Source organism: Halorubrum sp. GN12_10-3_MGM (assembly GCF_005435235.1).
Lineage (GTDB): Archaea > Halobacteriota > Halobacteria > Halobacteriales > Haloferacaceae > Halorubrum > Halorubrum ezzemoulense.
This window is the reverse complement of the sequence record NZ_SGUB01000025.1, coordinates 1-22351: the sequence shown is the minus strand read 5'-3', so window position 1 is coordinate 22351 and position 22351 is coordinate 1. Positions and strand designations below refer to the sequence as shown.

Sequence of the window (22351 nt, the reverse complement as noted above, 5' to 3'; positions counted from 1 at the left end):
CGGCTGTTCGAAATTCATCGCGATACGGGCTCACGTCCACAGGTTCCCTCAGTTGGGCTTGTAGTCGCCGTGCTCGTCGCCCTGCGACTCCTTAACAAACGATAACACGCCGTGAAGCCGTTTGAACGGCTCTGTGAGTCATACTATCCGAACTCGTAACGTTAGTACAACAGCGGTCGTGGACTGACTCAGGGTACACGTCGAACGAAGCGCTACGTTAAAACACAGACGACTCGAAAACATCGTATGCTGCGGCGAACCGCGACAGATGTCCTTGCCGTGCTCGCGGTTATCGCAGTTGTCGCACTGGTTGTGGGACAACTCACCGGCCAGCCGGTCCTGCTGGGGTTCGTTACCTCAGAGAGCATGGCCCCCACACTGGAAGCCGGTGATGGGTTCGTTGCGGTCCCGGCGCAGCTAGGCGGTGATATCGAGACTGGAGACGTAGTCGTATTCGAGGCCGTTGAGCTACAGGGTGGCGGGCTCACAACGCACCGAGTAGTCGGAGAGACTGACACCGGCTACCTCACGCAAGGGGACAACAATCCATTCACGGACCAAGATGGCGATGAGCCGGTCGTAACGGACGGGCGGATTGTCGCAACCGTACTTCAGGTGAACGGGCAAGTCGTCCGAATCCCACGGCTCGGTACTGGTATCGAAGCGGTTCGAGAGACCGCAACGCGTCTACAGACAACGCTGGCAGAAGCTCTTGGAATCGAAGCAACCGCTGATTCAGAGGGCCTCAGTGGACTGTTTATCGCGGTCGGCTTGGTCTTGCTGCTGGCCGTGTTCGCTGACAACCTGCGCACGTCACATACACGCGACCGTATCCGCAGTCGATCTCGATTTGACGATCAAGGTATCGACGGTCGGTGGGTGGCACTCGGCCTCGCGTTCTTGATTCTCGTCCCGGCAAATGCGGCGATGTTCGCACCGACGGGTACGCATCAGATCGTCGTTGACGGCGATGACCTGCCAGCCGGCACAACGGCAGGAGAAGCCGTCGACACCAGTCTCACTGCCGAAAACGGTGGGCTTGTAACGATGCTCGTACTGCTTGAGACGACACATCCAGAGGGAGAGCTCGGGCGTGAGGAGTTAGTTGTCCCTCGCGGCCAGTCAGCAACCGCGAGCTTGACTGTGACAGCACCCCCACCAGGAGAGCAAGCAGTGGTAACAGTGTCTGAGCACCGCTATTTCCTCATTGCGCCGGCGACAGTTATTACACGGCTTCACGCAATTCACCCGCTCGTCGCGATCGCCGCGTTCAACCTATTGATCATCGGGACGACCACGACACTCATCGGCGCGGCCTTCGGCCTCGGGCCACGGCGAACGCGGCGCCGTCGAAGCCGAGTGTGAACTGCTCTGAACTATACTGCGGTGAATTTATAATTCCCTTGACAGGAACCACAATCGGACAAAAAGGTAAGTGCCGTGCGGCTACTCCGAGGGTTCGAAACTGAACCCCTCCAGTTTACTGGCGTTCTGCCCACTCGTACCCCCCTCGAATATCAAAAACAGCTCGCTGTTGCTAATATCGTTCTCCGGCTCAACAGTAAACTCGAACGGGCGATTCCTATTTTTCAGGACGAATTCTGAGCTCAGTTCGGTTCCGTTCTCGTCCACGAAGATCACCCTGTCTCCGCTCCCATCCACAAGATACGCGATGAGGTTTCCAGTCGTCTCCGATGCCTCAATCTCGAGCGCGTACGTGGTAGCAGACGGAACAGGCGGAAGCTTGAATCCGACGTAGAGCCCGTTACCGCCACTACCTTTCAGATCCGCAGACGACCCATTGTCTCCGTTGTTCACGTTCTGTGAACCCACAACCGTACCAGTGGCCGCGTCGCCGGGACGGGCGGCCTCGCCAGCAGCATCGTCACTGTAGTTGTTTGCGTTCCCGTAATCGATCGGACAAGTGATACTTACCGCCTCTCCCGTCGTTCGCGTCGCGTCGACGGAGAACGATTCAGTGTCGGCGACGAGTGCTAACGTGACGTAGTATTCCCCACTGAATCCACCTGCTGAGTCAGCACACGCCAGCGTTACGGCGTAGTCTCCACTTCCGGTTTCATCTAGCGACGTTTCGACCGCCTCAGTAGTGATCGAGGTGCCTGAGCTGTCTAAGACATCCGTAACCGTCACACTAAGCTCCGAGAACGTATATTCTGTATCACTTTCACTGGCCAGTATCGTATAGATCACCGTCGACGGATTCTGCCTACTGATCGGAGTGAATGGCGATTCCTCCTCGAGCGGCAACAACGCCGTCGAATCAGTGGTTGTCGTGAGTTCGACGGCCCGATCCGAGTGAACGCGTGTTGCCGCATCGGTACTGATCGCCGCTAAGCCAAAGCCCGCCCCCAGGAATCCGAGTGCGGCTCGTCGAGTCCACCTGTGGTCTCGGGTCATGCGTTGAACTCTGGTGGCTTTTCGCTATTACCGAGCAACTGTTGACTACTTTCATACACGTGATACGCCGATGACCCAGCAAAGAGCAGCCCGATGAGTGCTGCCCACATCAGGGTCGGAATCGACGCCGGGAACACGCCAACCCACGCCGCGGCAACGAGTCCGAGTGAGAACGCAGACAACCCCAGATAATACTCGCCCCACGGGATTGAGTCGTCGGGAACAACGTCCATATAGAGGTCAAGCCTGTCAGCCTCGCTGGTCAACTCGAGATCGCCCCTGTCGTGTGTGATGATGCCAGCGCGCTCTAATCGGGGGATGTGGTTCTGTTGAATCGAGGTGTACACGCGATGGCGTTCGCTTGATTCGACCGCTGCCACTGGTTTGTCATTTTCCCACGCCGCGACCTCTTCAGCGATGCTCGATAGAGCGCCTTCGCCGTCGTCACGCTTCAGGATGTGAATTGTATGCCGGCGTCGCGAGTTACTCAATAGGTCGTGTATATCAGTGTGTGACAGTTGCGTACTAGTTTGTGTGGGTTGGGATAACGCGCTCATGGTACGGGAGAAAAGACGACGGCGTCGTCTTCTCTGTAAGTATATATTAACAGATGTATCAGATAGTAATAAGACTTTATATATTTTAGTGAAACGAACATCGCGGTATTAATCTAAGAAAGCAGTGGGACGGGAGCTCAGTGTACTGTGTCGGAACACGCTCTATACAGAGCTTTTACCGGGTGTACTGAGTTAGCTTCTGTAGAATGAGAGCGGACACCACGCAAAATCATTGACGAGAGTGTTCGGCACAGAGTCACAGGATTATCACTCTCGATACAGCTACTCTTCTTGATTATCCTTCACTTACCACGACCGCAAACAGCGAAATTGGATGAGCCGACGCACCACGAACGAGTCCGTGTGAATTCACACCCCCGCTACGGCGCGTTACGGGGACGGGGTCTCTTCAATACGGATATCCAAGGCCTCGCGACTGTTGCCGCTAGTTCCGGTTTCTACCTCAGCGTTTACCGGCGATGACGAGCTCGAGGACACCTCAACCGTAGACCCGCTGCTAACGTCAGATTCGTTGACGGAAGAAAGAATGCTACCACCGTTCGTATCTCCGAACGTAACATTGTAGCTAGTAGTATCGTTCTCGACGAAGGCGAACAGCTCGTCGTAGCTCACTGTAGAGTTCGGCGGTAGACCGTTGTCATCACCGAACACAATCGTCACGTCGTTGGCAACGAGACTGACGTAGTTGCTTCCTATTCCGGAGTACGTTTCTGTTGAATTCGGATTTTCAGGGAATATATCAGTGCCATCAGTAGATTCCCTACTGTCACCAGCTTCGTTATAAATATCGACGGTGTCAGACGACGCGTCGACGAGGACATCGACAAAGTTGGCGGTGATGTCGTCCGCGAGATCTTTTTCTTCCGTCTCAGTCAATCCAGAGACGAGGCCATCAACTCCTGAATCACTGACGCCCGCACCGAACACGTTGACTTCGACCGCACGCTGTGCCGTCGTCGAGCTAAACGCGCCCGACCCGAACGCCGCACCCGTTCCAACGCCCACAACCCCGATCGCACCTAACACACTCCGTCGGTTCATTTTCATGGATGTACTCTACAGTAAGCAGGGCATCTACTTAGTAAACCGCCGGGTTAGGATTCTAACTGCCACATTTAGCGACAGCGAGCCGCTTCAGGCACACCCTGAACCACTCACTCGATCCGGCGAGATGGCTAAAGCGGCTCAATATTATACCTCCCTAGGGTGTATAAAACGATAATGCAAAGACGAGCACTGCTCGCGGGTATCGGCCTGTCGAGTATCGGCGTCGGGGCTGCGTTTGGATCTGGCGCATTCACCACAGTTAGCGCGAACCGAACGGTCGATCTCTCGGTTCAAAAGGACGAGAGCGCTCGGATCGGGTTCTCCCCGGGGAGTGGGGCAAGCAGCATTATCGGAACTAGTACGGACTCCAGCAGTGTTAATGTCATCACCGTTTCCAAATCCGACCTCAACGACCGGGCGAAGACGGTGTTCGAAGACGCGCTCACCGTGACGAACAACGGAGGAGCTGGTGACCCAGCCGTTGACATTTATATCGAAGACGAAAGCTCAGTGCCCGTGGGAACTGAAAGCGCTGATGTGCTTGACCTCCAGACTGCAACCGATAGCAACTCAATCGTTGGCAGCACCAACGCCGTTGAGGTTTCCACCGACGGTGGTTCACAGTCGCTTGATGTCGTAATCGATCTCCGGGACAGTAGCGTTGATGGAAGTACGTTTGATGATATTACCGAGATCACGTTTGTCGCAAACAGCGTCTAGTGGTGGATATAGCGTTACTGTGACAATGCCGTAGCGACCCCGCGAACAGTCTCAAAGCGGTGTGAGTAATACATCCCGAAGTTCCCGTCTCAACATGAATCGCACCAGTGTCGTCGTGCTCGCTTTCCTCCTCATCAGTGGCACAGCAGCTCCTGTTGCGGCGTTCACTGACGGTGACGAGGTCGCACCCGGATCTAACGTGTATCTTGATGCTGCTGACAGTGAGAACGCGGACAAGTACGTTCAGTTCGATGCGAGCGACGAAGTCCGTCTCCAGTTCGATGGGGTGCCACCCGGAAGCCGCACTCGTGCCGATGACCTGTTCGTCGTCGGATTCGACGGGTATCAAGACAGCGACAATGCCACAGCAGTCGGGCTTAGCAGCAGTAGCGCGCACATCACTCTCAAGCGGATGGACACGGGAGCGACCTTTGACAGCGGTGAGATAACACTTCAGCCGGGTGAGAGCGTCACGTTCGGTGTGATCATCGAGACAGATCAAGCCAGTATTACTGGGGCGGTCGATCTTGAGGTGAAAATCCCCGACGAGGACACCACGGAAGGAAACGGAGGCGGTGCTGGATCTCCCGGTGGTGTGACGGACGACGCGTCTGACAACACCGAGGAATCTGACGGTAATGGACCGGAGACCGACTCGGGCGGTGGCGATACGGACGACACGGAAGGCACTGGGACTGAGTCGGGTGACACCGATGATGGTGAGACGGATCCAGGCGCCGGAGACAACACCGGGGACAGCGGTGACAGTGAGAACGGATCTTCGACAGATCCAGACACACAAGAGTCTATTAGCAACGAAACGCTGTCAGACGGTGGCGGAGATGCCGCTGACCCGGCGCTTGAGCCTGGTGGGCTTCAGTTTGGAACCGTCACGCTCCAGTGGTCATTGTTCGGGGGCGTACTCGCAGCCTTCACAAATTACCTTGTCCAGACCCGGCTACGAGACCAGTCGCCGGTGTTCCGATTTAACCGCTCACAGCGTCGTGAGCGGCTAAAACCTGTCTTATCCCGTGAAGCAGCTATCGGCGTTGGTGTGTTCGTTATCACGGTAGCAGTTGCCGGGTTGTTATCAGGCGCCGGCGTTTCAGATATCGGGCAGCTAGCTGTGACGCTCATCTTCTCGGGGGTTGCCGGTGGTGTCACCGGCTATCGGCGGTTCCCGTCCCTCGATCTGAGCGTACCCCCGTCGTGAGCGTCGGGTCGTTTCCGCGCGACGCCGTTTTTATACGATCGACGCTGCCATGTGTCAGTCTGACGACCAACGACCCCGCCTGAGAGTTTGGACTCGCCGAGCGGTTCGGTGCGGACCTCCACCCCGAGCCAGCCGACGATGGCGCGTCCTCACCGGACACCTGCGCGAGCCCACGCCCCGGTGAACGCGGACGCAGTCGACGGCACTACGAGTCCCGCGTCGGCTACCCCCCGGCGCCCCACTGCTCGACGCGCTTCGGCCGGTCGGAGACGGCCATCACGTCGAGGTCGTCGCCCGCGTGGTCGAGCGCCTCCAGCGCGGCCGTCGCGGAGGCCTGCGTCGAGAAGTAGGTAATCTCCTCCTCGACGGCGACCTCCAGCAGGTCGCGCTGGCGCGAGACGATGAAGTCGAGCTCGCCGCGCTTGGCCGCCTCAATCAGGTCCGTCGCCTCGCTCAGCTCGAAGTGCTCGGCGTACCCCGCGACCAGCGCCTCGCCCGCCTCGGTGCCCGGGTCCGGGAACTCCTCGGCCGAGAGGTCGACGACGGCGGTGCCGGACTCGGGGATCGGCTTCCCGGTCGAGTCCTGCGCCTTGTCGTACGCCTTGCCGAAGGAGGTGGCCGTGCCCATCACCTCGCCGGTGGACTTCATCTCGGGGCCGAGCCGCGGGTCCGACCCCGGCAGCCGGTCGAACGGGAGGACGACCTCCTTCACGCTGCGGTGTTCGGGGATCTGCTCGGCGGCGTCGAGGTCGGCGAGCGTCAGGTCGTCGGTCATCACCTTCGCCGCGAGCTTGGCGATGGGGACGCCCGTCGCCTTCGAGACGAACGGGACGGTCCGCGAGGAGCGCGGGTTCGCCTCCAGCACGTACACCTCGCTCTCGGCGTCGGGGTCGTCGACCCCCGTCACCGCGAGTTGGACGTTGAGCAGTCCGACCGTGTCGAGCGCGCGGGCGATATCCTCGGTGACCTCGCGGACCCGGCCCAGCGTCTCGTCGCCGAGCGAGCGCGGCGGGATCATGCACGCGGAGTCGCCCGAGTGGACGCCGGCGCTCTCGACGTGTTCCATCACGCCGCCGAGGAGCACGTCCTCGCCGTCCGCGACCGCGTCGACGTCCAGCTCGACCGCGTCGTCGAGGAACTGGTCGACGAGGATCGGCTTGTCGGGGGAGACGCGGACCGCCTCCTCGATGTACTCCTCTAACTCCGCGTCGTCCTCGACGACGCGCATCGCGCGCCCGCCCAGCACGTAGGAGGGGCGAACGAGGACCGGGTAGCCGATCCCGTGGGCCAGTTCGAGCGCCTCCGCCTCGCTCGTCGCGGTGCCGCCCTCGGGCTGGGCGACGCCCAGTTCGTCCATCAGGACGTTGAACCGGTCGCGGTCCTCCGCTAAGTCCATCGCCTCGACGCTCGTCCCCAGGATCTCGCAGTCGAGCCCGCGGCGCTCGATCTCCGCCTGAAGGGGTTCGCCCACGTTCACCGAGGTCTGCCCGCCGAACTGGACCATCACGCCGTCGGCGCCGGTCGTCTCGATCACGTCGGCGACCTCCTCGGCGGAGATGGGCTCGAAGAACAGCCCGTCGGAGGTGTCGTAGTCCGTCGACACCGTCTCGGGGTTGTTGTTGATCACGTGCGCGTCGATGCCGAGCTCGCGGAGCGCGCGCACCGCGTGGACCGCGCAGTAGTCGAACTCCACGCCCTGTCCGATGCGGATCGGGCCGCCGCCGACGACCACGACGCTCTCCACGTCGGGGTCGACGCGGACCTCGTTCGCCGCGCCCGCGGTGTCGGCGCCCCGGAGGAACTCCGGCAGCCGCGCGGAGTAGTAGTACGGCGTCGAAGCCTCGAACTCGCCCGCGCAGGTGTCGACCTGCTTGTAAGTCCGGTCCGGCACCGCGCTCTCGACCTGCCCCACGTCGGCGTCGACGCCGGCGGCGGCGGCGGTCGCCGCGATCTCCGCGTCGGTGCGGCCGACCATCGCGGCCTCGGTGAAGTCGCCCTCGGCGGCCGCCGCGGTCCCGGCGGCGATGCGCTCGAAGCGCTCGACGTACCAGCGGTGGATGCCGGTGAGGTCGATCACGTCGTCGACGTCGTAGCCGCGGTCGAACGCCTCGAACATCGCGTACGGGCGGTCCGGGCTCGGACGTTCGAGGTACTCCGACTCTAGCTCGTCGTCGCTCACCGTCTCGAAGTCGACGGCGGGGTCGTACTCGGAGGAGCGCAGCGCCTTCACCATGCTCTCCTCGAACGTCCGCCCGATCGACATCGCCTCGCCGGTGGACTTCATCGCCGTGCCGAGCTCGAAGTCCACGTCGTCGAACTTGTCGATCGGCCAGCGCGGCACCTTCGTCACCACGTAGTCGATGGCGGGCTCGAAGGCGGCGGTCGTCTCGCCGGTGATCTCGTTGTCGATCTCGTGGAGCCGCTTTCCGAGCGCGACCTTCGCAGTGACGCGGGCGATCGGGTAGCCCGTCGCCTTGGACGCGAGCGCGGAGGACCGCGAGACGCGCGGGTTCACCTCGACGACGCGGTACTCGCCGCCCGGGGTGCCGTCGTCGTGCCACGCGAACTGGATGTTACAGCCGCCCTGAATGCCGAGGTCGCGGATCACTTCGAGCGCCGCGTCGCGCATCTCCTGGTGGCCGTCGTCGGGGATGACCTGCGAGGGGGTGACCACCGTCGACTCGCCGGTGTGGATCCCCATCGGGTCGATGTTCTCCATGTTACAGATGATGATACAGGAGTCGTCGGCGTCCCGCATCACCTCGTACTCCAGTTCGACCCACCCCGAGATGGACTCGGTGACGAGGACCTCGCTGTTGCGCGAGAGGCGGAGCCCCTTGCGGACGCGCTCGACGAGCTCCTCGAACTCGTCGACGACCCCGGAGCCGGAGCCGCCGAGGGTGTAGGTGGTCCGGGCGATGACCGGGAGGCCGCCGACCGCGTCGACAGCCTCCTGGACGCGCCCCCGGAACGCCGCCTCGTCGAAGTCGGTGACCGACTCGCCCTCGTCTAAGGAGATGGTCGTCGACTTGGGGACCGGCTGGCCGAGGTCCTCCATCCGCCGGCGGAACAGGTCGCGGTCCTCCGTCGCGTAGATGGTGTCGAGCGGCGTCCCCATCACCTCGACGTCGTGTTCCTCCAGAATGCCCTCCTCGGCGAGCTCGGCGGTGACGTTGAGCCCCGTCTGTCCGCCGAGCCCGGCGATGACGCCGTCCGGCTCCTCGATCCGGATGACCTCCGCGATCGCCTCGGGCGTGATCGGCTCGATGTACACCCGGTCGGCCGTCTCGGGGTCGGTCATGATCGTCGCGGGGTTCGAGTTCACTAGGACGACGCGGGCGCCCTCCTCCTGTAGGGCGCGGCACGCCTGTGCGCCGGAGTAGTCGAACTCGGCCGCCTGTCCGATCTGGATCGGTCCGCTGCCGATAAGGAGAATCGTCCGGTCTTCGCTCATTACGCGGACGGAATACGCTCATCGTAATAAGGTCGGCGGTAGAGTACGAATCTCGCAGTAGATTTGCGATTTTCGCAAGCTATTCCGTATCACGGTGAGTGTTACGACATCTCACGATAGCCGACACCGCCGTCAGGAACCGAGTCACGACGCCCGGCTCGTACGACGCGTCACCGCCGGCGTAACGGCCTGAGCCGCCCATCGCAAGGAATTTACCGAGATGTCGGGAACTCCCGGACGACATGCCCTGTTCCCGCCGCCGTGCCCTCCAACTGCTCGGCACCGCCGGCGCGACCGCCGCGACGGCCGGGTGCCTGAGCCCCGGCATCCTCGACTCGTACGCCCTCATCGGGGACGAACTGGACCTCTCGTCGATCGGACCCCCCTACCTGTGGCCCGATCCCACGGTCATCGACGCCACCACCCGCGTCGACTTCACGACCGAAGCCAAGACCGCGTCCCTCTCCGCGCTGTTCGAGACCGGGACGGTGACCGTTAGACAGTGGCCGCTGGTCGGTCGAGACGAGTGGGGGACCGAGACGCGCCCGCGGCCGACGTTCCTCCGCCGGGACGAGACCTTCTACGAGGTCCGGATCACCGACGAGCGCGTCCTCGAACGCGAGCGCTGGCACTTCGCGCTCGACCGGGTCGACGAGACGCCGCCCGACGGCGCGGCGGTCGCGGAACCGCCCTTCGACCTCTCCGACCAGGACGAGCGCGTGCTCGACGCGGCGCTCGACGCCGTGTACGCGGGCAACGACGGCTTCCTCGGGGACCCGGAGTTCGACGAGCTACAGACCGTCGAGTTCCATCACGGGCTCGACGCCGATGCGAGCGCCCTCGTCCCCTCGGCCCCGTTCGAGTTCGTCGAGTACGAGGACGAGTACTTCCGGGCCGTGACGGAGCGCCGGACCGTCGAAGTCCCGGAGTGGACGTACGCGATCGGCGAGGTCAGCGACTCGCGGGCCGACGGCGAGGTCAGCGACTCGCGGGCCGACTTTATCGCGTACGCGCGCGACGCCATCGTCGAGCGCAATCTCACCGACGCCGGGCTCTCGCAGGCCGCTCAAGGGGTCTTTGACGGTGCGATCGCCGAGGAGCCCCGCCGCTACGAGGAGGGCGCGCCGCCCTCGGACGAACTCAGCGAGGCCCTCGGCGCGCTCGGTATCGCCGAGGACCTCGAACCGATCGACAGCTACGAGGAGCGCGTCGACTTCCGGAACGTCGTCGTCGAGTACCGTGACGGCGTCTATCGGTTCGATCTCATCGTGACGCCGTAGCACGCTCGCGGGCTCAGCCGAACGATCGCACGCCCGGCCGCAGACAGTTGCCTTCCGGGCCTCCGGCCGCCCCTCAGGTCTCCAGCCGGTACCGGTACGGTTGGCCCGCGATGACCTCGACCTCGCCGCGCTCGGCCCGTCGCCCTAACACGGTGGCGACCCTGTGCGGGCTGTCGATCGCCTCGCACTCGTCGCACTCCTCGACGAGCGCGAGGATCTCCCGGGCGGTCAGCGGCTCGTCGGCCTCGGCGAGCACGCCGCGAATTCGGTCGTACCGGTCGTATTCGCCGGCGCTCATACGTCTTACGTAGGGTCTCCGAACATATAGGGTTCAGTGAGACAGGAGTCGGACGACTGTCAGACGCAGGCATCGAAGCGGCCGCGTTCCGGGGGCTGAGCGATTCTCGCGGTCGTCACCGCGGTGAGTCCGACGCTCAGGCGTAGGGGTCTTCGGCTTCGAGGTCGCGCTCCGCGCGGTACTGCTCGACGAACTCGCTCACGTCGAACTCGACCATCTCTCGTTCGAACGCCGACAGCGCCTCGTCGTCGTCGGCGTGGCTCACGGCGTGCTCCATCAGCTCGACCACCAGTTCGACGACGACCTCGTGGAGCCGGCGGGAGTCGAACTCGGTCACCCACACCATCGCGTACCCCACGTCGGCGTTCTCGCTGGCGTCGTGCGCGACGACCGCCTCGGGGAACTCCTCCAAGACGACGCCGAGGAGGTGCGGCGTGTCGAACTCCGGCATCTCCTCGCTGGTCGTTTCGATCGCCTCCCGGAGCACCTCGACCAAGAAGTCGGGGAGGAACCGCTCCGGGGGATGGACGTCCATCACGACTGCGTGGGTCTCGCCGCAGTCGCACTCGTACTCGCGCATCCCGAGGTCCAGTTCGCCGACGCCGATCGTCTCCCCGCAGGGTAGCTCCAGCGCGTTCTCGTCGCCGCCGGGGACGCGGGGCTTGGACATAGCTCTCTTTGGTCGCTGGCGAGGTTAAAAGGAGCGGAACGGGTCGGTGCGCCGGGGGGAGCGGCGGCGACTCGACGCCCGCTACTCGGAGTCCTCGTAGCCGGATTCTCCGCCGCTCTCAGCGGATTCGTCCTCCTCTTCGGCGGACTCGCCGTCTCCGCCGTCCGTCTCCACCTCCGCTTCGACCTCGATCTCGATCCCGTTCGCCTCGTAGGTCGCCTCGATCGACTCGGCGTCGTCGCGCTCGATCTCCAGTTCGTCCCGGTCGACCTCCACCTCGACCTCCACGTCGACGGTCACGTCGTCGGACATGAGCATCGCTACGCGCGCGACACTCAAAACGTCCCCGCAGGAGATCGACCGCCGGCCGCGTTACTGGAACCCGATCCGACCGCCGGTGTCGCGCAGCGACTCGCCGCCGCCGCCCTTGAACTGCTCTCTGACGTCCTCGTAGTACGCGAGGATGTCGTCGTTTATCGTCGGCCGCACCGACTCCATGGCGCGCCGGAAGTGCTTCATCTCGACCTCCTCGGCGTCGTCGTCGTCGCGCAGGGCCTCGATGGCGGCCTCGCGGGCGATCCCCTCCAGGTCGGAGCCGACGTAGCCGTCAGTGATCTCGGCGACCTCACGCAGGCTCACGTCGGGCGCGAGCGGCGTGTTCTCGGTGTGGATGTCGAGGATCTGCTCGCGGCCCTCCTGATCGGGCTGGCCGATCATCACGAGCCGGTCGAACCGGCCGGAGCGGAGCAGCGCGGGGTCGATCATGTCCGGGCGGTTCGTGGCGCCGATCACCATCACGTCGCCCATGTCTTCGAGGCCGTCGAGCTCCGTCAGGAGCTGATTGACGACGCGCTCGGAGACGTTGTTCCCCATCTCCTGGCCGCGCGAGGGTGCGAGGCTGTCGAGCTCGTCGAAGAAGATGATCGTCGGGCTCACCTGCCGGGCCTTCCGGAAGGTCTGCCGGATCGCCTTCTCAGACTCGCCGACCCACTTCGAGAGCAGCTGCGGCCCCCGCACCGAGATGAAGTTCGCGTTCGTCTCGTTGGCGACCGCCTTCGCCATCAGGGTCTTCCCCGTCCCGGGCGGGCCGTACAGCAGCACGCCCTTCGGCGCGTCGACGCCCATCCGGTCGAACTTCTCGGGAGAGGTGAGCGGCCACTCGACCGACTCCTGAACCTGCTGTTTGGCCTCTTCGAGTCCGCCGACGTTGTCCCAGGATATCTTCGGGAGTTCGACGAGCACCTCGCGCATCGCCGACGGCTCCACCTCGTTCAGCGCGCCCGAGAAGTCGTCGCGCTTGACGATCATCCGGTCGATGAGGCTCGGCGGCACCTCCTCCTCGTCTAAGTCGATCTCGGGGAGGTAGCGCCGGAGCGCTTTCATCGCGGCCTCCTTCGTGAGGCTCTCGATGTCGGCGCCGACGAAGCCGTGCGTCTCGTCGGCGAGGTGGTCGAGGCTCACGTCGTCCGAGAGCGGCATCCCGCGGGTGTGGATCTGGAGGATCTCCTTGCGGCCGACCTCGTCCGGGACGCCGATCTCGATCTCGCGGTCGAAGCGCCCGGGGCGGCGGAGCGCGGGGTCGACGCTGTCGACACGGTTCGTCGCGCCGATGACGATCACCTGCCCGCGGGTCTCCAGCCCGTCCATCATCGTCAGCAGCTGCGCGACGACGCGGCGCTCGACCTCGCCGGTGACGTCCTCCCGTTTCGGCGCGATCGAGTCGAGCTCGTCGATGAAGATGATCGAGGGCGACTCCTCCTTCGCGTCCTCGAATATCTCCCTGAGCTGTTGTTCGGACTCGCCGTAGTACTTCGAGATGATCTCGGGGCCGGCGATCGAGAAGAACGACGCCGAAGTCTCGTTGGCGACCGCCTTCGCGAGCAGCGTCTTCCCGGTGCCGGGCGGGCCGTGGAGCAGGACGCCCTGCGGCGGCTCGATCCCGAGCTTCGAGAAGATCTGCGGGTGTTTCATCGGCAGCTCGACCATCTCGCGGACGCGCTGGATCTCCGACTGGAGGCCGCCGATGTCCTCGTACGTAATTCCGCCCCCGGTCTTCTCGAACCCGGAGATCGGCTCCTCGCGCAGCTCGACCTCGGTGTCCTCCGTGATGAGACAGACGCCATCGGGCTCCGTCTCGACTGCGATCAGCGGGATCGCCTGCCCGGGCGACCGCATGAACGGGTGGTTCGTCGACGACATCACGGGGACGATGTCGCGCTCGACGACCGGCCGCTTGAGGATCTGGCGTTTCACCATGCCGGCGGCGTCGGAGCCGAACTGGACGGACGCCTCCTCGGGCGGGGCCAAGACGAGCTTGTCGGCCTTCTCAGCCTCCGCCTTCCGGATGGTGACGCGCTCGCCGATGCCGACGTCCGCGTTCTGGCGGGTGAACCCGTCCACCCTGACGGTGTCGGTGTTCCAGTCCTGGCGGTCGGCGCGCCAGACCTTCGCCGCGGTGGTCTCCGCGCCCTCGATCTCGATGATGTCGCCGGGCGAGAGCTTCAGATGTAACAGGGTATCGGGGTCGAGTCGGGCGATGCCGCGCCCCGAGTCGTTCGGGTACGCCTTCGCCACTTCGAGTTGGACTTCGTTCATAGTTCCTCGCGGGGGATGGTCGTATCTGGACCCGGTCCGGGAATAAGCCTGTTGCCCGTGCCGCCGCTCCGCACCGATCTGTCGGCGGCCGCGGCAGGTTGTGTTATCATATAGCACGGTTAGGCGTCCGTTCTTAAAACCTCGTCGTAAGCGTGCGTTTTCGCCGTGGATCTGCGGCGGCCGCAACGGGCGTTTTTTGCCCGTTCGAGGTGACTTTCGGGCGTGTTCGACTCCCTCTCCGGCCCAATGCGGTCCCTCCTCGCTCGGCTCGCCTTCCTCGTCGCCGGCGCGCTCGTCGGGGCGGCGCTGTACGCGCTCGGCGTCGCCGGGATTCTGGCCGTCCCGCTCGCGGTGGTGGCGCTGCTGGTGATCGGCGAACTGTACCTGTTCGCGGCCGGCCAAGGGGTGTAACTCGCCCGACCCTCGCCGCCCGCCCGCGATCGGATCCGGAGGTATTTGTCCGGCAGTCGCGTCGGAACCAGCATGCGAACGCTCGTCTTCGACGGTCGGACCGGGGCCGCCGGCGACATGATCTGCGCCGCGCTGATCGCCGCCGGGGCGGACCCCGACGCGCTCGCCCCCGTGAGCGACGCGCTTCCGGTCCGGTACGCCGTCGGCGAGGTCGAGAAGAACGGGATCCGCGCGACGACGGTCGACGTCCTCGTCGATGACAGGACGGTCGAGACCGACGGAGACCACGACCACGGCCACGGCCACGACCACGGCCACGACCACGACAACGATCTGAGCACCTCCGGATCTGACGAACCGGCCGAGGGGGCCGGCGTCCACCGGAGCTACCGCGAAGTGGTCGATCTGGTCGAGTCGATGGGCCTTCCGCCGGCCGTCGAGTCGACCGCGCTCGACGCCTTCGAGCTGCTCGGCCGCGCCGAGGCGTCGGTCCACGGCACCGACCTCGACGAGACCCACTTCCACGAGGTCGGCGCGGACGACGCGATCGCCGACGTGGTCGGCGCCGCGCTGCTGCTCGCCGACCTCGGTCCCGAGCGAGTCGTCACGACGCCGGTCGCCGCCGGCGGGGGGACGGTCGAGATGAGCCACGGGACGTACCCCGTCCCGGCCCCGGCGACGACCGAGATCGCGAGCCGGGCCGGGTTCCGGATCGCCGGCGGGCCGATCGACCACGAACTGCTCACGCCGACCGGCGCGGCGATACTGGGAGCGGTCGCCGACGGCTTCGACGCGGTCCCGGACCTCGCGGTCGAACGCGCGGGCTACGGCGCGGGCGACGCCGACTTCGAGCGCCACCCGAACGTCCTCCGCGCGCTCGTCGGCGACGGGGGAGAACCCGGACCTGACGGCGACCGCGAGAAACGCGACGATGACCGAGCCCGAGCCGGGCAGCCCGTCGACGGACGGCTCGCACACGACGACATCGCCGTCCTGGAGACGAACCTCGACGACGCCGCGCCGGAGGTGCTCGGCGGGCTTCAGGAGACGCTCTCGCGGGCCGGGGCGCGGGACGTGACGATCGTCCCGACGACGATGAAGAAGTCGCGCCCGGGACACCTCGTGAAGGTGATCTGTAAGCCGGCGGACGCCGAGGCCGTCGCCGAGCGCCTCGCCCGCGAGACGGGAACGCTCGGGGTGCGCCAGTCCGGCGCGAGCCACCGCTGGATCGCCGACCGCGCGTTCGAGACGGCGACGCTCCGGGTCGACGGCGAGGACCACGAGGTCGACGTGAAGGTCGCCTCGACGACCGACGGGGAGGTGTACGACGTCAGTGGGGAGTACGACGACGCGGCCGCGGTCGCGGAGGCGACCGGCCTCCCGATCCGCGAGGTGCTTCGCCGCGTCGAAGCCGAGGTGCGAGAGCAGCTCCCGCGAGAACAGGGCGGGAGGTGACGCCCCGGCACCCCCGTCAGTCGGGGGGGGTCGACCCGCTCGACGCGCTCGGGGTCGACGCCGAAGCCGTCGGCGAGGCGCTCGCGGACGCGATCGACGACGAACTCCTCGGCGTCCTCGTTGAGGCCCGCCTCCTCGCCGACCGCGAGGGTGGCGACCGCCTCGACCGTGGTGTCGTTGAGGCCGGGACGGAGGCCGGCGATCTCGATCTCCTCGACGCGGAGGCCGTCGATTCGCTCGATCTGTGCTCGTGCGCCGGCGACGAGGTCGCCGGTGGCCGCCTGCGAGACGCGGACGGTCACCGTGGCCTCGACCGACGGCGTGTGGATGGCTGCCGCCATACGCCCCCGCCGCGAGTCGAACGCGGTGCGGCCGGTCGGCCGCCCGGGGTCACAACCCGGAACGCGACCGGTCCGCGGCCTCGAACGCGCCGGCGGCGAGGTCGCCGGCGGCAGCGCTCGCGAGGGCAACGGTCGTCCGGTTCGACCCGCGCGACGAACGCGGCGGCTGGAGAGAACGGGTGTGGTCCGTCCCGCGGGGAAACCTCCCCAGCCGACGCGCGTCACGCGGTCGGGCGGACGGACCGTGAGTTCGGAGCCGAATACCCGATCCCGATCCACCCGAGGGACGCGACGCTCACGGACCGCACGAGCGTCGGGAGGGTGGAACGGGTCATGGTCGGTCTCCGAGGCGCTGAATGCGCCGTCGTCCAACCTCAGTACCGGTTTCGTATTAAAATCATGTTAGTTATGCTACCTCATGACATGGCTAATTCGGTCCGGAAGCCGCCGATAATCCGCCGGAGCGGCCGCGGGCGACCCGTTCAGTCGCCCCCGAGACGACAGGCCTATGCCGGCCGCCCGACCAGTTGCGCGTAAGCAGTCACCGCCATGATCGAGCGAATTCACACGTCGGACGTCGAACCGGACGCGGACGAGGTCGCCATCGCCGGCCACGTCCACGAGATCCGCGACCTGGGGGGCCTCGTGTTCCTCATCGTGCGGGACCGCGAGGGGCTCATCCAGATCGTCTTCAAAGAGGAGCGCGAGCCGGAGCTGTTCGAGGCCGTTCAGGACGTCGGCGCCGAGGACGTTGTCCGCGTCGTCGGCGAACCGCTGGAGAGCGATCAGGCGCCCGGGGGCGTCGAGATCGCGCCGACCGAGTACGAGGTCATCGACGAGGCTGAGTCCCCGCTCCCGCTGGAGATCTCGAAGGACATCGAGGTCGACCTCTCGACCCGGCTCGACAACCGCGCGCTCGACCTCCGGAAGCCGGAGACGCTGGCGGTGTTCACTCTGCGCTCCGAGCTGATCACCGCGATGGAGGAGTGGTTCGAAGCCGAGGGGTACGTCGACATCAAGACGCCGCTGATCTCGAAGGGCGGCGCTGAGGGCGGCGCCGAGCTGTTCCCGATCCTCTACTACAACCAGGACGCGTTCCTCTCGCAGAGCCCCCAGCTGTACAAGCAGATGCTGATGGCCTCGGGCTACGAGGCCGTCTACGAGACGGGGACCGCGTTCCGCGCCGAGGACTTCGCCACCTCTCGCCACGTCTCCGAGATCGCGATGTTCGACGTGGAGCTGGCCTACATCGACGACCACGACGACGTGATGGACGTCCAAGAGGAGTCGCTGCGCTACGCGCTCCGCGAGGTCGCCGAGAACGCCGAGCGCGAACTCGACCTTCTCGACGTGGACCTGGAGGTCCCCGAGGACGACTTCCCGCGGATCACCTTCGACGAGGCACTCGACATCCTCGAAACCGAGTTCGGCCACTTCCCCGACGACCCGACGGACCTCGACACGAAGGGCGAGAAGCTGCTCGGCGAGCACTTCGAGGAGCAGGGGCATCCGGCGTTCTTCGTCGTCGGCTACCCCGACGAGAAGTTCTACTACATGCAGGACGTGCCGGACGACGAGATCGCCTCCCGGAAGTTCGACCTCATCTACAAGGGCCAAGAGCTCTCCTCGGGCGGCCAGCGCGAACACGACGTCGAGCGCATGGTCGAGGTCATGGAGGCGGAGGGCGTCGAGACCGCGAACTTCGAGTTCTACATCGAGGCGCTGAGCTACGGCACGCCCCCCCACGGCGGCTACGGGCTCGGTATCGACCGCCTCGTCCAGAAGGTCGCCGACCTCGACAACATCAAGGAGGCGATCATGTTCCCGCGTGACCCCAACCGGCTGGAGCCGTAGTCGGTTCGAACGACGCCCACCCTGCCCGCCCGCGCCCGCCGACTACGGTCCACGGCCGCGCCCCCGGTTACGGTCCGCGGGCGCGTCGCCGATCTCGGCTGCCGGAGTTATCCTTTTATATATCACCCGCTATTCAGGTCGATCTCCCGGTTTAGGCCGTCTTCTGCCGATTAAACCGAGTTAAATCGGGCGTAATTCGGCTGAACGGCTTGGGGCATTAAACCGTGTAGCGCTCCGAGGATGAGTCGCAATGAACGCACTCCGAACGACGCTGCTCGTGGCGGTCGCCACGGTGGTACTGATCGGGACCGGCGCGGCCGCCGGTGCCGTCGCGGCGACGCCCGGCCCGGACAACGCCTCGGGCGACGCGGGCCCGCCGAGCGACCTCCCGGACCAAGTGCCGGACTTCGTCGGCGGGATCCTCGACAGCGTGAACGAGTTCCTCGGCGGCGGGGTCGATGACCTCGGCGAGACCGTGAGCGATATCGCCGGGAACGGCGCCGGCGAGGGCGACGGAACCGACGCGGAGAACAGGACGACCGCCGACGGAGCGGGGGGTGCGTGACGTGACTGACCGCGCGCTCGACCTTGACGCGCTCGACAGGCGCACTTACCTCAAGGCGACCGGCGCCGCCGCCCTCGGGGCGACGGGCCTCGCCGGCTGTGTCGGTCGCGCGACGGGAACGCTCGCGACGCAGGTGACCGACCAGCCCGCCGACATCGGCGACTTCGAGTCGCTCGTCGTCACCGTCGAGGGGTTCTGGCTCGGCCCGGAGGGCGCCGATCCGGAGGAAGGTGACGCTGACGGCGCGAACGAGACCGACCCGGACGACGGGAGCGACGACACCGACGCCGGCGGGAACGAGACCACCGACGGCAACGGGACCGACGACGAGGGGGACGCCGCCGAGGGTCGCGAGTACTTCGAGTTCGACGAGTCACAGGAGGCTGACCTCGTCGAACTCCAGAACGGCGAGACGCAGCTGATCGACGAGCGGGAGCTCCAGACGGGCGAGTACCCGTACCTCCAGCTCGACGTGTCGTCGGCCGACGGGACCCTCACCGACGGGAGCGACGCGGCCGTCGATCTCCCGGGTAACGCGCCGCTGAAGTTCAACGAGCAGTTCGAGATCCGCGAGAACGCGCGGACGACGTTCACCGCGGACTTCGCGCCGGTGCTGCGCGGGAACGGCCGCTACCTCCTCCGCCCGGTGCCGAGCGGGATCGAGGTGGAGTACGAGTCCGAGGCGTCGGAGGACGGTTCGAGCGGCGAGAACTCGACCGACGGCGACTCGTAGCGACGCCGCGCTCTCCCGGTCCCCCGTTGGAGTCGCGGCCGCGTCCGGCGCTCGCAGGGGCGAGCGCGGACCGCACCGCGGCTTCGGGGTCAGGGCTGGGTCGGTTCCCGGGATTCGGGGACCGGGGGAATGCGCGCGTCGCTGCGAGCGGTTCCCGACGCAGAGCACCCGTCTGCTGTCAGAGGCACACGGCCCGCACGACCGCCCGAGCGACGACACGCCCGGGCGGTCTTTTCGCTTTCTGCGATCCATCCGCCGTATCGGCGCCCAGTGTCCGCCGAGTCAGACCGTCGTCGCGTCCGTCCGGAGGAACGTCCGGTAGAGCGGTCCGGCGAGTATCAGCACGCCGACGGCGGCCATGCCGAGGACCACGGCCGGGTCGACGAGCGACCCGCCGCTCGCCGCAAGGCGGTCGAGCGAGACGCCGACGGCGACCCCGGCGAGGACCCACGGGAGTTCGCCGAACGCGGTACCGGCGATGAACGGCCGGACGCCGACGCCGGCGGCCGCGGCCCCGACCGTCACCGCGTCCGACGGGAGCGGCAGCAGGCGGGTCCCGGTCACGGCGCGCACGCTCCCTGACTCGGCCGCGAAGCGCTCGCCGGCGCGACAGAACCTGTCGGCGATTCCCGACGCGTCGCCCGCGTTGGCGCCGTCTCGGAGGCGGAATCTCCCCGCCCGGGCGAGCGCGTACGGGGGGAGCGCGGTGCCGACGACGAGCGCGAGCGCGAGCGGCGTCCCGGCCCAGCCGTACCCGAAGCCGACGGCGACGGCAAGCAGGGTCGTGGGCCACGCGAGGAGCGGCCTGACCGCCGCGAGCGCGACGACGGCGGCGCCGAACCGCAGCGGGTCTGTCGCGAGCCACCGGAGCCGCGAGAGCGCTGCCTCGGGAGAGACCGCGAGGGTCACTGCCGCCACCGCCGCGACGAGGACCCCGGCGACCGCGTACCGTCCGAGCGCCGACCGGCGATTCACGCTCCGGCGTCCGCGGGCGTCCGGTAAACCCTTTGTGGGTGCGTCCGGCCGCCGCCGGGCAGCCGCCGGCTCAGGACAGCTTGCCGAGCGCCTCGAAGAAGTCGGAGGGGGGGCCGGCGATCCGTATCGGCGGCGCGGCGCGTTCGACGGTCACTTCGGTCGGCCCGTCGAGCGCCGCGGTGTCGCGTCCGTCGCTGACGACGGTCGCCCCCGCGTCGTCCGCGACCGCGACGGTTATACTCGCGTCGGCGTCGACGACGAGCGGCGGCATCCCATCCTCGGCGACCATCTCGTTGACGATCAGCCCGTTCACCTCGGGGTGGACGAGGGGCCCGCGCTCGGAGAGGTTGTACGCGGTCGACCCGGTCGGCGTGGCCACGAGGACCCCGTCTGCGTGCCCCCCGGCGTACCGCGACCCGTCGACCCGCACCTCGTAGTCGATCCCGCCGCCGGGGCCGCGTCGGTCGCCCTGAATCACCACCTCGTTCGCGGCCGGCGTCGACGTCCAGCCGCCGGCGCTGGCGGCGAGCCGCGGGGCTTCCCGGACGTCCAGCCCCCCGTTCCGGAACGCCCGGACCTCGGCGCGGAGCGCCGCCGCCGCGTCGGCAGGCGGGACCGCGTTGAGGAACCCGACCTCGCCGAGGTTCACCCCGACGATGGGGGTGTCGCCGGCGTTGCGCGCGACGAACAGGAACGTGCCGTCGCCGCCGACGGCGACGACCAGGTCGCAGTCGTCGAACGCGTCGACCGCCCGGGCGTCGTCGCCCGCGTCGAGCGCGGCGGCGGTCTCCGCGTCGAGCCAGACGCTCTCTCCTTCTTCGGTGACGATGTCTCGGAGAGTCGCCGCGAGCGACGCCGCCCGCTCGCTGCCCTTTCGCGCGACGATGCCCACTTCCATGCGGAAGCCATCCCCGTCCCCGGATAAAAGCGTGCGGACATCGGGGAGCCCGATCGAGTTCTCAACGCGCGGGAGTTCGCCGGAAAGTTTCAAGCCGCTTGGTCGCGTTGCTCGGCTCATGCCGAACCCCCACGGGCGGCGGAAACGATGAGCGAGGAGGACGACTGGTTCGAGCGCGCGCTGCGCGAGACCGACGAGGAGTCCGACGAGCGGCCGGTGGGCGACGCGGAGCGCGGATCCGACGGCGGGCCCGGGGAGTCGGATGATGCGCAAGAGCGGGATGACGCGCCGGACGAGGCGGAGGACGCGACGGGAGTACCGGACGAGTCCGACGCTCCCGGCGACGGGGGTGCGGAGCGGGAGTTCGACGACCCGGCGGTCGAACTCGGCGCATCGAGTGACGACGCCGAGCCCGCGGACCCCTTCGGCGGGAACCGCGGGGAATCGGACGCCGACGCGGGCGACGGGGACCCGTTCGGCGGTGCGACCGATGACGGCGAGGCGCGCTCCTCCGGCGACACGGCCGACGACGGTGACCCGTTCGGAGGGACCGACGAGCCGAGCGGCGACCGGTCCGGGGGCGACCGGTCCGGTGACGACTCGACGGCAGACGGCGTACCGGCGGACGCGTTCGGCGATGTCGGCGGCGGCGGAGAGTTCGGGTCGTTCGGTGCGGACGACCCCTTCGGCGGCGGGAGCGACGCCGGCGCGAGCGAAGCGAGCGCTCCCGACCCGGACGCCGGTTCCGGGGGCGAGACGGACTCGTTCGGTGCTGACGACCCCTTCGGCGGGAGCCGCGGGGGCAGCGGGAGTAGCGGCGGTGCGGACGGCAGCGCGGGGGGCGGT

Annotated in this window: 19 protein-coding genes and 2 pseudogenes; 10 read left to right on the top strand and 11 right to left on the bottom strand. The window is 66.3% G+C overall.

Going from position 1 to position 22351, the window contains the following annotated elements:
• Positions 1 to 246: 246 nt before the first annotated feature.
• Positions 247 to 1365 carry a signal peptidase I gene (locus EXE47_RS15105; RefSeq protein ID WP_137692993.1) on the top strand — a complete coding sequence of 373 codons (1119 nt, stop codon included), beginning with the start codon at positions 247 to 249 and terminating at the stop codon, positions 1363 to 1365.
• Between the two features lie 81 nt (positions 1366 to 1446).
• Here EXE47_RS15105 and EXE47_RS15100 read toward each other — a convergent pair whose 3' ends face one another.
• The 3 genes from EXE47_RS15100 to EXE47_RS15090 all read right to left on the bottom strand — a co-directional run bounded on the left by EXE47_RS15100 (position 1447) and on the right by EXE47_RS15090 (position 4043).
• Positions 1447 to 2418 carry a hypothetical protein gene (locus EXE47_RS15100; protein WP_137708497.1) on the bottom strand — a complete coding sequence of 324 codons (972 nt, stop codon included), beginning with the start codon at positions 2416 to 2418 and terminating at the stop codon, positions 1447 to 1449.
• Positions 2415 to 2798 (bottom strand): hypothetical protein, encoded by a 384-nt coding sequence (locus EXE47_RS15095; RefSeq protein WP_321167015.1) that lies wholly within the window; start codon positions 2796 to 2798, stop codon positions 2415 to 2417. The genes EXE47_RS15100 and EXE47_RS15095 overlap by 4 nt, the downstream gene beginning before the upstream one ends.
• 567 nt (positions 2799 to 3365) lie before the next feature.
• Positions 3366 to 4043, bottom strand: a complete 678-nt coding sequence (locus EXE47_RS15090; protein WP_137708496.1) for a hypothetical protein — start codon at positions 4041 to 4043, stop codon at positions 3366 to 3368.
• 174 nt (positions 4044 to 4217) lie between these two features.
• On the opposite strand from EXE47_RS15090, the gene EXE47_RS15085 reads away from it, so the two are divergent.
• Positions 4218 to 4763, top strand: a complete 546-nt coding sequence (locus EXE47_RS15085) for a hypothetical protein (RefSeq protein WP_137708495.1) — start codon at positions 4218 to 4220, stop codon at positions 4761 to 4763.
• 94 nt (positions 4764 to 4857) lie between these two features.
• Positions 4858 to 5976, top strand: a complete 1119-nt coding sequence (locus tag EXE47_RS15080; protein WP_137708494.1) for a hypothetical protein — start codon at positions 4858 to 4860, stop codon at positions 5974 to 5976.
• Between the two features lie 223 nt (positions 5977 to 6199).
• Here EXE47_RS15080 and carB read toward each other — a convergent pair whose 3' ends face one another.
• Complete coding sequence (gene carB / locus EXE47_RS15075; protein WP_137708493.1) at positions 6200 to 9430, bottom strand: carbamoyl-phosphate synthase large subunit; 3231 nt, start codon at positions 9428 to 9430, stop codon at positions 6200 to 6202.
• 242 nt (positions 9431 to 9672) lie between these two features.
• Here carB and EXE47_RS15070 point away from each other — a divergent pair, with 242 nt between their 5' ends.
• The gene (locus EXE47_RS15070) at positions 9673 to 10710 is read left to right on the top strand and encodes a hypothetical protein (protein WP_137708492.1); all 1038 of its coding nucleotides are present in this window, start codon (positions 9673 to 9675) and stop codon (positions 10708 to 10710) included.
• Positions 10711 to 10783: 73 nt separating this feature from the next.
• Here EXE47_RS15070 and EXE47_RS15065 read toward each other — a convergent pair whose 3' ends face one another.
• The 4 genes from EXE47_RS15065 to EXE47_RS15050 form a co-directional block, all read right to left on the bottom strand.
• Positions 10784 to 11008: a hypothetical protein gene (locus EXE47_RS15065; protein WP_049932592.1), complete on the bottom strand. Its 225-nt coding sequence runs from the start codon at positions 11006 to 11008 to the stop codon at positions 10784 to 10786.
• Between the two features lie 136 nt (positions 11009 to 11144).
• Complete coding sequence (locus EXE47_RS15060) at positions 11145 to 11678, bottom strand: DUF5815 family protein (RefSeq protein WP_094520492.1); 534 nt, start codon at positions 11676 to 11678, stop codon at positions 11145 to 11147.
• 81 nt (positions 11679 to 11759) lie between these two features.
• Entirely contained in the window at positions 11760 to 11990 is a 231-nt protein-coding gene (locus EXE47_RS15055) for a hypothetical protein (protein ID WP_049932596.1), read from the bottom strand.
• A 60-nt stretch (positions 11991 to 12050) separates the two neighbouring features.
• The gene (locus tag EXE47_RS15050; RefSeq protein WP_049932597.1) at positions 12051 to 14273 is read right to left on the bottom strand and encodes a CDC48 family AAA ATPase; all 2223 of its coding nucleotides are present in this window, start codon (positions 14271 to 14273) and stop codon (positions 12051 to 12053) included.
• Positions 14274 to 14495: 222 nt separating this feature from the next.
• Here EXE47_RS15050 and EXE47_RS15045 point away from each other — a divergent pair, with 222 nt between their 5' ends.
• A complete protein-coding gene (locus EXE47_RS15045) occupies positions 14496 to 14684 on the top strand; it encodes a hypothetical protein (protein ID WP_049932599.1) in 189 nt (62 codons plus the stop codon).
• A 72-nt stretch (positions 14685 to 14756) separates the two neighbouring features.
• Positions 14757 to 16139 carry a nickel pincer cofactor biosynthesis protein LarC gene (gene larC, locus EXE47_RS15040; RefSeq protein WP_137708491.1) on the top strand — a complete coding sequence of 461 codons (1383 nt, stop codon included), beginning with the start codon at positions 14757 to 14759 and terminating at the stop codon, positions 16137 to 16139.
• Between the two features lie 23 nt (positions 16140 to 16162).
• Here the strand turns inward: larC and EXE47_RS19040 are convergent.
• Positions 16163 to 16480, bottom strand: a pseudogene (locus tag EXE47_RS19040) (hypothetical protein); the annotation flags it as partial.
• A gap of 549 nt (positions 16481 to 17029) precedes the next feature.
• On the opposite strand from EXE47_RS19040, the gene aspS reads away from it, so the two are divergent.
• From aspS to EXE47_RS15020, 3 genes are all read left to right on the top strand, one after another.
• Positions 17030 to 18334: an aspartate--tRNA(Asn) ligase gene (aspS, locus tag EXE47_RS15030; protein ID WP_089308792.1), complete on the top strand. Its 1305-nt coding sequence runs from the start codon at positions 17030 to 17032 to the stop codon at positions 18332 to 18334.
• 250 nt (positions 18335 to 18584) lie between these two features.
• On the top strand, positions 18585 to 18899 hold the full coding sequence (locus EXE47_RS15025) for a hypothetical protein (protein WP_089308793.1): 315 nt from the start codon (positions 18585 to 18587) through the stop codon (positions 18897 to 18899).
• Between the two features lies 1 nt (position 18900).
• A complete protein-coding gene (locus tag EXE47_RS15020; protein WP_089308810.1) occupies positions 18901 to 19632 on the top strand; it encodes a DUF4382 domain-containing protein in 732 nt (243 codons plus the stop codon).
• A 282-nt stretch (positions 19633 to 19914) separates the two neighbouring features.
• Here the strand turns inward: EXE47_RS15020 and EXE47_RS15015 are convergent, their stop codons facing one another.
• Both EXE47_RS15015 and EXE47_RS15010 read right to left on the bottom strand, forming a co-directional pair.
• Positions 19915 to 20607 carry a VTT domain-containing protein gene (locus tag EXE47_RS15015; RefSeq protein ID WP_086217000.1) on the bottom strand — a complete coding sequence of 231 codons (693 nt, stop codon included), beginning with the start codon at positions 20605 to 20607 and terminating at the stop codon, positions 19915 to 19917.
• A 70-nt stretch (positions 20608 to 20677) separates the two neighbouring features.
• Positions 20678 to 21505, bottom strand: a complete 828-nt coding sequence (locus EXE47_RS15010; RefSeq protein ID WP_049932608.1) for an NAD(+)/NADH kinase — start codon at positions 21503 to 21505, stop codon at positions 20678 to 20680.
• Positions 21506 to 21652: 147 nt separating this feature from the next.
• Between EXE47_RS15010 and EXE47_RS15005 the strand changes: the two are divergent.
• Positions 21653 to 22351 (top strand): annotated as a pseudogene (locus tag EXE47_RS15005) (KaiC domain-containing protein); the annotation flags it as partial.

What these genes read in the sequence shown, in the direction of transcription:
- aspS (WP_089308792.1), top strand. Translation starts at nt 17,030, where the DNA reads ATGATCGAGCGAATTCACACGTCGGACGTCGAACCGGACGCGGACGAG.
- EXE47_RS15100 (WP_137708497.1), bottom strand. Translation starts at nt 2,418, where the DNA reads ATGACCCGAGACCACAGGTGGACTCGACGAGCCGCACTCGGATTCCTG.
- EXE47_RS15050 (WP_049932597.1), bottom strand. Translation starts at nt 14,273, where the DNA reads ATGAACGAAGTCCAACTCGAAGTGGCGAAGGCGTACCCGAACGACTCG.
- EXE47_RS15090 (WP_137708496.1), bottom strand. Translation starts at nt 4,043, where the DNA reads ATGAAAATGAACCGACGGAGTGTGTTAGGTGCGATCGGGGTTGTGGGC.
- EXE47_RS15060 (WP_094520492.1), bottom strand. Translation starts at nt 11,678, where the DNA reads ATGTCCAAGCCCCGCGTCCCCGGCGGCGACGAGAACGCGCTGGAGCTA.
- EXE47_RS15025 (WP_089308793.1), top strand. Translation starts at nt 18,585, where the DNA reads ATGAACGCACTCCGAACGACGCTGCTCGTGGCGGTCGCCACGGTGGTA.
- EXE47_RS15010 (WP_049932608.1), bottom strand. Translation starts at nt 21,505, where the DNA reads ATGGAAGTGGGCATCGTCGCGCGAAAGGGCAGCGAGCGGGCGGCGTCG.
- EXE47_RS15085 (WP_137708495.1), top strand. Translation starts at nt 4,218, where the DNA reads ATGCAAAGACGAGCACTGCTCGCGGGTATCGGCCTGTCGAGTATCGGC.
- EXE47_RS15065 (WP_049932592.1), bottom strand. Translation starts at nt 11,008, where the DNA reads ATGAGCGCCGGCGAATACGACCGGTACGACCGAATTCGCGGCGTGCTC.
- larC (WP_137708491.1), top strand. Translation starts at nt 14,757, where the DNA reads ATGCGAACGCTCGTCTTCGACGGTCGGACCGGGGCCGCCGGCGACATG.
- EXE47_RS15105 (WP_137692993.1), top strand. Translation starts at nt 247, where the DNA reads ATGCTGCGGCGAACCGCGACAGATGTCCTTGCCGTGCTCGCGGTTATC.
- EXE47_RS15055 (WP_049932596.1), bottom strand. Translation starts at nt 11,990, where the DNA reads ATGTCCGACGACGTGACCGTCGACGTGGAGGTCGAGGTGGAGGTCGAC.
- EXE47_RS15070 (WP_137708492.1), top strand. Translation starts at nt 9,673, where the DNA reads ATGCCCTGTTCCCGCCGCCGTGCCCTCCAACTGCTCGGCACCGCCGGC.
- EXE47_RS15080 (WP_137708494.1), top strand. Translation starts at nt 4,858, where the DNA reads ATGAATCGCACCAGTGTCGTCGTGCTCGCTTTCCTCCTCATCAGTGGC.
- carB (WP_137708493.1), bottom strand. Translation starts at nt 9,430, where the DNA reads ATGAGCGAAGACCGGACGATTCTCCTTATCGGCAGCGGACCGATCCAG.